This window comes from Nitratireductor sp. J20-h4, assembly GCF_056780505.1.
The window spans coordinates 3,286,870-3,299,473 of sequence record NZ_CM165557.1; the positions used below are offsets into that span (position 1 = coordinate 3,286,870).

General features: G+C 63.8%; 12 protein-coding genes. 7 read left to right on the forward strand and 5 right to left on the reverse strand.

Features of this window, described 5'->3' with window-relative positions; genetic code table 11:
• Positions 1-3: 3 nt before the first annotated feature.
• The 5 genes from ACT2B0_RS15855 to ACT2B0_RS15875 all read right to left on the reverse strand — a co-directional run bounded on the left by ACT2B0_RS15855 (position 4) and on the right by ACT2B0_RS15875 (position 6,029).
• The gene (locus ACT2B0_RS15855) at positions 4-714 is read right to left on the reverse strand and encodes a heme-copper oxidase subunit III family protein (protein WP_473459098.1); all 711 of its coding nucleotides are present in this window, start codon (positions 712-714) and stop codon (positions 4-6) included.
• A gap of 10 nt (positions 715-724) precedes the next feature.
• Positions 725-1,429 (reverse strand): cytochrome c oxidase subunit 3, encoded by a 705-nt coding sequence (locus ACT2B0_RS15860; RefSeq protein WP_473459100.1) that lies wholly within the window; start codon positions 1,427-1,429, stop codon positions 725-727.
• Complete coding sequence (locus tag ACT2B0_RS15865) at positions 1,426-3,204, reverse strand: cytochrome c oxidase subunit I (RefSeq protein WP_473459102.1); 1,779 nt, start codon at positions 3,202-3,204, stop codon at positions 1,426-1,428. Before ACT2B0_RS15865 ends, ACT2B0_RS15860 begins: the two co-directional genes overlap by 4 nt.
• 75 nt (positions 3,205-3,279) lie before the next feature.
• The gene (gene coxB, locus ACT2B0_RS15870; protein WP_473459104.1) at positions 3,280-4,107 is read right to left on the reverse strand and encodes a cytochrome c oxidase subunit II; all 828 of its coding nucleotides are present in this window, start codon (positions 4,105-4,107) and stop codon (positions 3,280-3,282) included.
• Positions 4,108-4,424: 317 nt separating this feature from the next.
• Positions 4,425-6,029: a PucR family transcriptional regulator gene (locus ACT2B0_RS15875; RefSeq protein ID WP_473459106.1), complete on the reverse strand. Its 1,605-nt coding sequence runs from the start codon at positions 6,027-6,029 to the stop codon at positions 4,425-4,427.
• A gap of 163 nt (positions 6,030-6,192) precedes the next feature.
• Here ACT2B0_RS15875 and ACT2B0_RS15880 point away from each other — a divergent pair, with 163 nt between their 5' ends.
• The 7 genes from ACT2B0_RS15880 (at position 6,193) to ACT2B0_RS15910 (ending at position 12,582) form a co-directional block, all read left to right on the forward strand.
• On the forward strand, positions 6,193-7,371 hold the full coding sequence (locus tag ACT2B0_RS15880) for a M20 family metallopeptidase (RefSeq protein WP_473459108.1): 1,179 nt from the start codon (positions 6,193-6,195) through the stop codon (positions 7,369-7,371).
• 18 nt (positions 7,372-7,389) lie between these two features.
• On the forward strand, positions 7,390-8,382 hold the full coding sequence (locus ACT2B0_RS15885) for a TRAP transporter substrate-binding protein (RefSeq protein WP_473459110.1): 993 nt from the start codon (positions 7,390-7,392) through the stop codon (positions 8,380-8,382).
• A 61-nt stretch (positions 8,383-8,443) separates the two neighbouring features.
• On the forward strand, positions 8,444-8,941 hold the full coding sequence (locus ACT2B0_RS15890) for a TRAP transporter small permease (RefSeq protein ID WP_473459112.1): 498 nt from the start codon (positions 8,444-8,446) through the stop codon (positions 8,939-8,941).
• Entirely contained in the window at positions 8,938-10,209 is a 1,272-nt protein-coding gene (locus ACT2B0_RS15895; RefSeq protein ID WP_473459114.1) for a TRAP transporter large permease, read from the forward strand. The genes ACT2B0_RS15890 and ACT2B0_RS15895 overlap by 4 nt, the downstream gene beginning before the upstream one ends.
• A gap of 30 nt (positions 10,210-10,239) precedes the next feature.
• Entirely contained in the window at positions 10,240-10,557 is a 318-nt protein-coding gene (locus tag ACT2B0_RS15900; RefSeq protein ID WP_156710852.1) for a UxaA family hydrolase, read from the forward strand.
• Position 10,558: 1 nt separating this feature from the next.
• On the forward strand, positions 10,559-11,770 hold the full coding sequence (locus ACT2B0_RS15905) for a UxaA family hydrolase (protein ID WP_473459116.1): 1,212 nt from the start codon (positions 10,559-10,561) through the stop codon (positions 11,768-11,770).
• Complete coding sequence (locus ACT2B0_RS15910) at positions 11,767-12,582, forward strand: sugar phosphate isomerase/epimerase family protein (protein ID WP_473459118.1); 816 nt, start codon at positions 11,767-11,769, stop codon at positions 12,580-12,582. Before ACT2B0_RS15905 ends, ACT2B0_RS15910 begins: the two co-directional genes overlap by 4 nt.
• Positions 12,583-12,604: the final 22 nt, after the last annotated feature.

The following is a 12,604-nucleotide window of genomic DNA, read 5'->3' on the forward strand; positions in this document are numbered from 1 at the left end:
GCCTCACCACAAATAGAAGAATGCGAAAATGAAAACCCAGACCAGATCGACGAAGTGCCAGTAAAGCCCCATGATCTCGACCTGTTCGTAGTCGCCGCGCCGACTGGTGAAGAAGCCGCGCTGGCCGCGATCATAATCGCCGCGCCACACCTTTCTGGCGACGATCAGCAGGAAGATGACGCCGATCGTGACATGGGTGCCGTGAAAGCCGGTGATCATGAAGAAGGACGAACCGAACTGCGCCGCCCCCCACGGATTGCCCCACGGCCGCACGCCTTCCTGGATCAGCTTGGTCCATTCAAACGCCTGCATGCCGACGAAGGTCGCGCCCATCAGCGCGGTAAAAAGCATCAAGATCACGGTCATGCGCCGGTTGCGCCGATAGGCGAAATTGACGGCCATCGCCATCGTGCCGCTCGACGAAATCAGCACGAAGGTCATGATCGCGATCAGGATCAGCGGAATATCGGCGCCGAACATGTGCAGCGCGAACACCTCGCTCGAATTCGGCCACGCCACCGTCGTCGACATGCGCGCCGTCATGTAGGACAGCAGGAAACAGCCGAACACGAACGTGTCGGACAACAGGAAAATCCACATCATCGCCTTGCCCCAGCTCGCGCTCTTGAAGGCGCGCTGATCGGAGGCCCAGTCCGCGGCGATCCCTTTGAGGCCGTCGGGCCGGTCGGGTGCGGTTTGTGCGATATCGGCCATAGTCCACTCCTCAGATCAGGAACTGGCGGCACACGGCGATGAAGGCGTTCGCCCATCCGGCAAGCAGCACGAACACGCCAAGCCAGACCAGAAGCAGGAAGTGCCAGTACATGGCGCACAGCTCGATGCCCAGGCGGGTGTTATCGTCGTTGCTGCCCCGCATGCTGCGCGCGCCAACGCGCACGAGGCCGACAATCCCGCCGACGATGTGCAGCCCGTGCATGCCGGTGATCAGGTAGAAAAAACTGCTGGCGGGATTGCCGTCGAGCAGATAGCCGTCCGCCGTCAGGTCGCGCCAGGCCATCCACTGGCCGGCGAGAAAGGCGATCGTGGTCAGACCGGCTGTAACCAGCGCCAGCCGTACCGTGTCGCCGTGGCCCCTGCGCGAGGCGATCACCGCGATCTGCAGCGCGACGCTCGCCAGCACCAGGATCGCGGTGTTGAGCCACAGGATCGAGGGCAGCGGCGTGGCCTGCCAGTCGGCATAGTCCATGCGCATGAAATAGGCGCTGGCAAACAGCGCGAAGAGCGCGCCGACCACGGCCAGGAAGATACCGAGCGCGATCTTCGCCGTCGGCATCCCGGTCACGTCGGTGTCGGGAAACGCCGCCGGCACGCCCTGCTCCAGCCAGGGTTTCGACATCAGCCGCTGATGCGACAGCCACCAGCCGGCAACGCCGAGAACCACGAGCAGGAAGACCAGGATGACGCTCATGCCGGCCCCGCCGCTTGCCCGGCATACGGCCCGGGGTCGTTCTGGGCGATAAAATCCTCCGGCGCGCCGGGCACGGAATAGTCATAGGCCCAGCGATAGACCACCGGCAGCGTATCGCCCCAATTGCCGTGCGGCGGCGGCGTGGTCGGTGTCTGCCATTCCAGCGACGTCGCCCGCCAGGGATTGCCGCCGGCGTCGCGGCCGAATTTCAGGCTCCAGAACAAATTGAACAGGAAGACGAGCTGGGCGAAGCCGACGACCAGCGCGGCAACGGTGATGAAGGCGTTCAGCGTGTGCACGGAGTCGGGAATGAAGCTCGTGCCGCCGATGTCGGGATAGCGCCGTGGCACGCCGACCAGCCCGACATAATGCATCGGAAAGAAGATCGCGTAGGCGCCCAGGAAGGTGACCCAGAAATGGAACTGGCCCATCGCCTCGTTGAGCATCCGGCCGGTGATCTTCGGGTACCAGTGATAGATCGCGCCGAAAATCACCAGGATCGGCGCCACGCCCATCACCATGTGGAAATGCGCGACCACGAACATCGTATCGGACAGGGGCACGTCGACGACGACATTGCCGAGGAACAGGCCGGTCAGCCCGCCATTGACGAAGGTGACGATGAAGGCGAGCGCGAACAGCATGGGAAGGGTGAGATGGATGTCGCCGCGCCACAATGTCAGCACCCAGTTATAGACCTTGAGCGCGGTCGGAACGGCGATGATCAGCGTGGTGGTGGCGAAGAAGAAGCCGAACCAGGGATGCATGCCCGACACGTACATGTGGTGCGCCCACACGACGAAGGACAAGGCACCGATGATGACGATCGCCCACACCATCATCCGGTAGCCGAAAATATTCTTCCTTGCATGGGTGCTGATCAGGTCGGAGACGATGCCGAAGGCCGGCAGCGCGACGATATAGACTTCCGGATGGCCGAAGAACCAGAACAGGTGCTGGAACAGGATCGGGCTGCCGCCGCCGTACTCGAGTTGCTGGCCGAGCTCGACCAGCGCCGGCATGAAGAAGCTGGTGCCCAGGAGCCGGTCGAACAGCATCATCACGCAGGCCACGAACAGGGCCGGAAAGGCCAGCAGCGCCATCACGGTGGCGGTGAAGATGCCCCACACCGTCAGCGGCATGCGCATCAGCGTCATGCCGCGCGCGCGCCCCTGCAGCACGGTGACGACATAGTTGAGCCCGCCCATGGTGAACCCGATGATGAACAGGATCAGCGAGACCAGCATAAGGATGATGCCCCAGGCCTGGCCGCCCGGCGTGCCCGACAGGATCGCCTGCGGCGGATAAAGCGTCCAGCCGGCGCCGGTCGGCCCGCCCGGCGCGAAGAAGCTCGCGACCAGAACGAGCACTGCCAGCAGGTAGATCCAGTAGGACAGCATGTTGGCGTAGGGAAACACCATATCGCGCGCGCCGACCATCAGCGGGATCAGGTAATTGCCGAACCCGCCGAGAAACAGCGCCGTCAAAAGATAGATCACCATGATCATGCCGTGCATGGTGATGAACTGGTAATAGGCTTCCGGGGTGATGAAGTCGAACGTGCCGGGAAAGCCGAGCTGCAGGCGCATCAGCCACGACAGCACCAACGCCACCATGCCGATCGCGATCGCGGTGCCGGAATACTGGATGGCGATGACCTTGGCGTCCTGCGAGAACACATAGGTCGTCCACCAGCTCTTCGGATGGTAGAGCTCGACATCGGCGACTTCCGCGGCCGGGACGGTATTGTTGGCATGCGGCGTGACATCGACCATTCATCCACCTCCCGTCGCTGCGGCGCCCGCCCCCCGGCGGGATCGCCGCGCACTGCTATGCGGCCGCCTCCCCGCTCACCGCGGCGCCTCGCCGGCGGCGCTGACTTGTTCCGGCGCCGTTAATTGCGCGAAGGTCGACTGCTCCTGCAGCCAGACCTGATAGTCTTCCTCGGTGTCGACCATGACGGTGCCGCGCATGTAGCCGTGGCCGGTGCCGCACAGTTCCGCGCACAACACGTCGAATGTTCCCGTACGGGTCGGCGTGAACCAGAAGAAGGTGACCGTGCCCGGCACCATGTCCATCTTGGCGCGGAATTCCGGCACGTAGAAATCGTGCAGCACGTCGATCGAGCGCAACAGCATCTTGACCGGCTTGCCGATCGGCAGGTGCAGATCACCCGCCTCGACCACGACGTCGTCCTGGCCGTTCGGATCGTCGGGATTGATGCCGAGCGGATTGTCGAAATCGATCAGCCGGCTGTTCGACGTGCCGAGCTTGCCGTCTGCGCCCGGCAGGCGATAGCTCCACTGCCATTGCTGGCCGACGACCTCGACCTCGACGGCGTCGTCGGGCACCGTGACGAATTGGTACCAGACGAACAGCCCGGGCGCGAGCATCGCCGCCACGCCCAGAGAGGTGGCGACCGTCAGCCAGGTCTCCAGCTTTCTGCTTTCGGGCTCGTATTCGGCCTTGCGGCCTTCCTTGTGGCGGAAGCGGAACACACAATAGGCCATGAACAGCACCACGGCCGCGAAGACGACGCCGGTGATCCAGAACGTGATGACGAGCGTGGTGTCGATGTAACCCCAGTTCGAGGCAATAGGGGTCCACCACCACGGGCTCAGGATGTGAAACAGGACCGAGCCGGCGACAATAAGAACGAGTACAAGCGCAACCGCCATTCACCGTTCCTCCCGGCATCCCTTCGGCGTCGACGCGCCAAAACCGGATGTCACTTTACCATAACCTGATATTTTGAGCCGAGGCCACAGCGTTGCGGCACGCGGCAGCGCGAAACCGCTTCCGCGGTGCCCTGCCTGCCATGGCATCGACGACATGACCTTACGTCAACCTATTGATCGGCAATAAGGAACCTCTCGCGGCCAGGGCGCGGCATTTCAGCATGCGTCAAAATGTCATCCCTGGGGAAAATCGCCCGACACAGGCCGCAAAGCCGGCGAACACCGACGAAACGCATCGAGCGGCCGATCCACGTCGCTCAGGAAACCAGCGGCAGCAGTTTCAGCGCCAGATGATAATGAAGCCGCAATTTCGGTTGCAGCGCTTTTCCGCCGGTCATCTCGATGATCTGGGAAATCCGGTAGCGCACCGTATTGTGATGCATGTTGAGCAGCCGCGCCGTCTCCCGGTAATTGCCGTTGCAGTCAAGAAAAACCCGGAACGTCTCGATCAGATCGATCCGGTGCGTCTCGTCATGCTCGATCAGCGTGCCCAGCCACTCGTGGACGAAGCGGTGCACGTCCGGCTGCATCGCGCTCTTGGAAAACAGCCTGTAAAAGCCGGTTTCGTCGTAAAGATGCACGCCGCCTGCTTTGCTGGTGTTGCGACCATGCTCGAGCGCCTGTTCGGCCTGCTCGTAGGCGCGGTAGAAATGCTCGAGCGCTGTCGCCTGACTGACACCCGCCGACCACACCACCTCCTGCGCGCCGATCTTCATCAACCGGGTGTCGACCTGTTCCTTGAAGACCTCCGGCTGGCATAGCCGCTCGTCGTCCTCGGGAACCAGGATGACGACACGGTTGTTGCGGATGACCCCGGTGATTGTCTCGCCATGTTTGGAGAAATGGACGCGCAAGGCGTTGGAAAGCGCGCGGAAACGATCGGCGTCGATATCGTGGAAGGCGACCACGACGCCGACATACCGCGCATGCAGTGGCTTGCCGGTTGCGCTGTAGCGCGCCGCCAGCGCCGCACGGGTCTGGCTGCCCGTGCTGCGGTCGATCAACGACAGGACGAATTCATTCTGGCGCTCGAAAATGACGCTTTGATCGGCCCGGATCTGACGGACTTTGAGCGAAATCAGGACTTTCGCATAGCTCAGATGGTCCAGGTCCTCATCGCGCAGCCTGCGGTTGCGCTCCACGACGACCAGCGTACCGGTCATGCCGTTCGCCTGCTCGTAGGGCGTAAACACGATGCTCGTGCGCCGGCCCGTCCGGCGGGTGAACGCGTTCTTGGCGTCGATCGTCTCGCCGGCCCAGCCCTCCTCCTCCAGAAGCGCCAGCGCATCCTGCATGTCCGGCTCGGGATGGGCCGGCGCACTCAGCGCCAGACCGTCCATCGGGCTGATCACCATAACGGGATTGGCCAGCAGCGCGTTGAGGTCGCCGAGCAGGTCCTGGAGCGCTGAATCCGCCAGCATCGCCTGATTCAGGCGACCGCCGAACAGTTCCGGCTGCAGCACCTTGCCGGCTTTCGCCTCGAAGAATTTCGACATCACCGGCGTGATGATCTCCACCCACGCCACACCCTCGGGTACCACGATAATGGGAAAATCGAGCGCGTCGGCACAGTCGATCATCTTTTGCGGCACGCGCTTCATGTACCGGTTCAGCTTGAGCCCGAGTCCCGACGCGCCGTGCTCAACCAGTTCGTGGACGAACCGGTCGAGCCGGTGGCGCAATTGAAGCAGCGGATAGGTCGACGTCAGGGCCAATTCCTGGCCGCGCAGCCAGCGCACGGCGTCTGGCGCGTCGAGCACCGTCGCGGTTTCCACGACGCGATCGAGACCCTTGCTGCCGGCGAGCAACGATCCGTCCTGCATTGCGGGCAGCGTCAGAATCTGCCCGACGGTCAACGCCATGGTCTGCGCCCCTTCCGCTTTCTGCGCATCGATTCGGTCGATCTTATCGGCTTATATTTGTATTTTAGATACAAAAAAATTAGCTACCGATTCATGCCCGTGGTCAATAGTTTTTCGCCCCCGAGCCGATAGGCTTCCCGTCGGTTTCAGGGAGAGTGGACTGGTGAAGACCAACGACTTTGCGGTGGCGGAGACGCCATGTGACGCGCTCGCCTTTCTTCAACAGGTCGTTGGCTGCAACACCGTTTCACCGCCCGGCAACGAGATCGCGCTGGCCCGTATCATCGAGGCGCGACTGGCCGAATCCGGCATTCCGGCCCGGATCTTCCAGGAGAACGAACACCAGGCGAACCTGGTCGCGACGCTGAAAGGCGGCGCGCCGGGCCCACGTCTTGTCCTGAGCGGACATCTCGACACGGTGCCGATCGGCGACGCGGCCTGGAAACACGATCCCTTTTCCGCGACCGTCGAAGACGGTCGCGTCTACGGCCGCGGTACGGCCGACATGAAAGGCGGCCTGCTGGCGCTGCTTTACGCCTTCATGCAGCAAAAGGAAATCGCGCCCGACCGGTGGCGCGGCGAACTGGTCTTCGCCGCCACCTATGCCGAGGAGGTCGGCGCGCTCGGCGCGGCCACCATGGTGCGCGAACGCCAGATCCCCGAATTCGACGCCATGATCATCGCCGAGCCGACAAGCAACGGACTGGTGATCGCGCACAAGGGCGTTTTGTGGCTGCGCGTGACCAGCTTCGGCAGGACCGCGCATGGCTCGATGCCGGCGGCCGGCACCAATGCCGTCGACAAGCTGCATCTGTTTTACGAGCGCCTCAAATCGCTCGAGCTCGGCGTCTCCACCACGCCGCTTCTGTCGGATCCGACCTTTGCCGTCACCACCTTCAACGGCGGCAGCAACACCAATGTCATTCCCGACCTGTGCCGGATGACGATCGACATCCGCACCGTGCCGGGACAGGACCATCGCGCCATCGTCGCCCGCATCGAGGCCATGGCCGCCGCGCTCGCCGCGGAGGACCCGGACGCGCGTTTCGCAATCGAATCCACGCTCGACCTGCCCGGCCTGCTGACCGAGGAGAATTCCCGGATCGTCGCCGACTGCCGGTCGGTGTTGGCCGAACGGGCGCCCGGTACGGACACGGTGCGCGGCGCGCAATATTTCACCGATGCCTCCGCATTCGCCGCCCATGGCGGCGACATCGTCATTCTCGGTCCCGGCGCGCCGGAGCAGGCGCACCAGACCGACGAACACCTCGCCATCGACGCCTATTTCGGCGCGATCGAGATCTACCGCCGGATCATCGGGCGGTTTTTGAGCAAGCGTTAACAGGAGGAAAGGGAGACCATGACCTGTATTGCAAAGACCAAGGCCGCACTCGCCGCGGCATTGCTGAGCGCCGGAACCATGCTCGGGGCCGGGATCGCCCACGCCGAAACCACCTTGAAGGTGGGGCACGTTTTCGCCGCCGACCATCCCTGGCAGATCGCGCTTGAGGGCCTGTCCAAGGACGTGGCCGCTGCAACCGACGGCGAAGTCGTTATCCAGGTCTATCCGAGCTCGCAGCTCGGCGGCGACCGTGAAGTCGCCGAGGGGCTTCAGCTCGGCACCGTCGAGATGGGTCTGTTCGGCACCGGCGCGCTGCAGGTGCTCGACAAGCGGCTGATCATCGAGGAGCTGCCCTATGCCTGGCCGACCCGCGAGAAGGCCTATGCCGCCGTCGACGGCGAGCTCGGCGACGCGCTGGCCGAGATCCTGGCGACCAAGAACATCAACACACTCAGCTGGTGGGAAAGCGGCTACCGCCACATCACCAACTCGGCCCGTCCGATCGAAACGCCGGCGGATCTGAAGGGCATCAAGCTGCGCGTGCCCGAAGCCGAACTGCGCCTCGACACCTTCCGCGAGCTCGGCGCGCTGCCGACGCCGATGGCGTTCTCGGAGGTGTTCACCTCGCTGCAGCAGAACGTCGTCGACGGCCAGGAGAACCCGCTGGCGACGATCTACGCCTCGAAATTCTACGAGGTGCAGGAAAACCTGGCGCTGTCGGGCCATATCTGGGGCTCGGCGATCCTGACGATTTCCAAGCAGGCCTGGGACAAGCTCACCGACGAGCAGCAGACCATCCTGCGAGAGAAGGCGGAAATCTGGAAGGAGAAGGAACGCGAGATGATCCGCAAGAGTGACGAGGAAGTTCTCGCCAAGCTCGAAACCGAAGGCATGAAGGTCACGCGTCCGGACCCCGCCGCTTTCCAGGAAATGGTTCAGCCGGTCTGGGACAAGTACGAGAGCGTCTTCGGTGAAGACCTGCTCGCAATCGTCCGCAAATACTCGAACTGATCGATCGATCACGCGGGCCGGCTGCACACGCCGGCCCGCGAACTCCGGGGTGATAGAGGCGATGACGCAAGCCTTGCATGCCGCCAAGCGGCTTCTGGTCAAGATTGTCCAATGGCTGCTTATGCTGATGCTGTTGGCGACGACCGGCGTGATGTTCGCCCAGGTCGTCTGGCGCTACCTTTTGCAGTCGCCTCTGGTCTGGTCCGAGGAACTGGCCCTTCTCCTGATGGTCTGGATGACGTTCCTGGGCTCGGCGCTGATGCTGGAGCGCAAAGAACACGTCGCCATCGACCTGTTCGTTGAATGGCTGCCGCCGGCTCTCAATCGCCTGGCGCAGATCGTCGGCGCGCTGGTGGTGCTGGCCTTCAATTGCGCGCTGACCTACGGCGCCTTCGTGATCGCCGAGACGGCCAGCGAATCGATCATGCCCGGCCTGAAGATCTCCAGCGCCTGGCAATATATCGGCGTCCTGATCGGCGGCGGCCTGCTGGTGCTGGTTTCCGTCGAGGCCCTGGTGGGGGCGCTCCGCGGCGGCGCGGCAGGGGAGAAACACGCATGAGCATCGTCCTGTTCGTCCTGTTGCTCGGACTGATCGTCATCAATGTCCCGATCGCCTTCGCGATCGGCTTCGCCTGCCTGGCCTACGTACTGGTCAAGGACATCAACGTCGCCCTGGTCGCGCAGCGCGCGGCGACCGGCATCTATTCCTACCCGTTCCTGGCGCTTCCCATGTTCGTGTTCGCCGGCGTGCTGATGGAGCACGGTGGCATCACCCAGCGCATGATGCGGCTCGCCAACGCCGTCATCGGACATATTTCGGGCGGGCTCGCCGCGGTCACGGTCGCCGGCAGCGCGCTGTTCGGCGCCCTGTCGGGTTCGGCGATCGGCGACACCGCCGCGATCGGCTCGATCATGATCCCGGCCATGAAGGCCAAGCGCTACGCGGCCGGTTTCGCCGCCGCGCTTCAGGGCTGCAGCGGCGTGCTCGCCTCGCTCATTCCGCCGAGCCTGACCATGGTCATCCTCGGCGCGACCGGCAATATCTCGATCGCCGGCCTGCTGATCGGCGGGCTGGTTCCCGGCCTGCTGATGGCGTTCCTGCTGATCATGGTCTCGCTGCTCATCAGCCGCCGCCGCGGCTACGGCAAGGGCGAGCGCGCCACCTGGCGCGAATTCGTCGCCGCGGTTTCGGACTCCGTCCTGCCGCTGCTTTTGCCGGTGATCATACTCGGCGGCATCTTGGGCGGCATTGTCACCGTCACCGAGGCCGCCGTACTTGCCGTCGTCTACGCCTTTTTCCTCTCGGCGGTGGTCTATCGCGAGGTCAAGCTCACCGATCTGCCCGAAATCAGCATGCAGGTGCTGCGCATCGCGGTGCCGGTGCAGCTCATCGTCGCGATCTCGCATCTGTTCGCCTGGATCGTGACCACGGAGCAGATCCCGCAGCAATTGACCGCGTTCTTCGCCGCGGTCGCGCCCGATCCGCTCACCTTCCTGATCATGCTCAACTTCCTGCTTTTGTTGCTGGGCACGTTCATGGAGAGCAACGCGCTGATCATCATCCTGATTCCGATCCTGATGCCGGTGGTTCAGCAATACGGCATCGACCCGCTGCATTTCGGCGTCATGTTCGTGGTAAATCTGTGCATCGGCGCCAACACGCCGCCGCTGGGTGTCACGCTGATGACGGCGGCCAAGATCGCCGAAGTCCGCTTCGCCGAGGCCTCGCGCGCCGTGCTCCCGTTCCTTGCGGCGATGATCGTGGTACTGATCCTGACGATCCTGTTCCCGCAATTGTCGACCTTCTTGCCGAGCCTCTTCCTCTAGGTCGGGCCCGGCGAGCCATCCAGGAGTGTGATGTTGGAAAAGACAGCCATCCAGATCAAGGAAAGCGACCATGTCGCGACCGCAACGGTCGAGCTTTTGCCGTCCGAGACGGTGATCGTGTCGGGCATCGGCAACGGCCGGCCGCTGAAGGTGGAAGAGCGCATTCCGCGCGGCCACAAGATCGCGCTGCGCGATATCGCCGCCCAGGAGGAAATCCACAAATACGGCGAGGTGATCGGCATCGCCACAAAGCCGATCTCCGCCGGCCATTGGGTGCACGTGCACAATTGCCGCGGCGCCAAAGGCCGTCGCTTCGACGCATCCCATGCGCAACAGCAAGGTGACTGACATGAAATTCAAGGGCTATCGCCGCGCCGACGGCTCGATCGGCATCCGCAATCATATTCTCGTCATCCCGACCGTCTCCTGCGTCAATCGGGTCGCGCTCGACATCGCCTCCAAGACCGGGGCGGTGACCTTCATGCATCCCTATGGCTGCACCTTCGACGCGGAGGAAAACACCACCACCGAGGATACCTTTATCGGCCATGGCCGCCACCAGAATGTCGGCGCCGTGCTGGTGGTCAGCCTCGGCTGTGAAACCGCCTCCGCCCGGCGCATCGCCGACGCGATCGCACCGACCGGCAAGCCGGTCGAGATGCTGATCGTCCAGAAGCAGGGCGGCGCGCGCTCCACGCGCGACACCGGCATCGAGATCGTCGAGCGCCTTAAGGGCGAAATCGCCGCCGAGCCCCGCGACGAGGGCGACGTCAGCGAACTGATCGTGGCGCTGGAATGCGGTTCCTCGGACGCGTTTTCCGGGCTGACGGCCAATCCCGCCGTCGGCGAGGCCGCCGACATCCTGGTCGGCGCCGGCGGCACGGTGGTGCTGTCGGAAATCACCGAGATGGTCGGTGCCGAACGGGTCCTGTGGCGACGCGGCAAGACCGACAGGATCAAGCAGGACCTGATGACGCTGATCAAGGAATACGAGATCGAGCTGTCGATGACCACGCAGGACGACAGCGGTGTCTTCATCTCCCCGGGCAATATCGAGGGTGGCCTGACCACGATCGAGGAAAAATCGCTCGGCTGCATCTACAAGGCCGGCACCCAGCCGATCGTCCAGATCGTCAAATATGGCGAGCGGCCGACCGAAAAGGGCGTGGTGATCATGGACACGCCCGGTTTCGACATCGCCTCGGTGACCGGCAAGGTCGCCGGCGGCGCCCATATGGTGCTGTTCACCACCGGCAAGGGCACGCCGACCGGCTCGTGCATCGCACCGGTGCTCAAGATCAGCTCCAACAACGACACCTACAAGGCGATGCGCGAGGACATCGACCTGAGCGCCGGCGACGTGCTCGAAGGCACCAAATCGCTCAAGCAGGTCGGCGAGGAAATCGTCGAGCTGGTGCTCGACGTCGCCAACGGCAAGGAGGCGAAGGCTGAGTATTTCAACATTCAGGAATTCGCCATCCCCAATGTCAGCGTGGTGCGCAAGGAAGTGATCCACCAGAAGCTGGCCGAGCAGAACGACTTCCGGTTCCAGCAGCCATGAAGCTCGCCTACATGTACGCCACGCCCGACGTGGCGCCCGCCAAAGTGACCGCCGTCCAGGGCCCGGTCGAGGCGACGATGCACACCATCGCCGCGGCCGGTTACAGCGGCGTCGAGCTTTTGGTGTGCGATCCCGGCCGGATCGACCGGCGCGCGCTCGCCGGCGCGATCCGCGCCGCCGGTCTCGACATGCCGGCCGTATGCACCGGCGAGGTCTACGGCCAGGACGGTCTCTCCTTCGCCGACCCCGACCCGGCCCGTCGCCGGGAGGCGATCGAGCGCATGATAGCGTCGATGGATCTTGCCGCCGAATATGGCGCCATGGTCAATGTCGGCCGGCTGCGCGGGCGCTACACGGACGATGTCGAGCCGCGCCAGACCCTGGAGTGGATCGGCAGCGCAATCGAGGAATGCGCCGGCGCCTTCGCCGACGTGCCGATCGTTTTGGAGCCGGTGAACCGTCACTATGCCAACTGCCTGCTGACCACGCGCGAGACCTGCGACTTCGTGCGCGCGCTTGGCGTGCCGAGCCTCGCCGTCATGCTCGACACCGCCCATATCCTGACCGAGCTGGAAACGGTGGCCGACGCGGTCCGCGAGGCGGGCGCGCTGTTCCGGCATTTCCACATCACCGATTCCGACCGGCTCCCGGTCGGTGACGGGGCCTACGACATCGAGGCCGCGATGCGGGCCGTGATCGACAGCGGCTTTGACGGCTATGTCACGGTCGAGACCTTCCAGGTGCCCGATGCCGCACACGCGATCGGGGCCAGCTTCGAGGCGATGCGCCCCTATTTTCCCGCTCGCGCCTGACGCGACCCCTAAAGAGGTGACT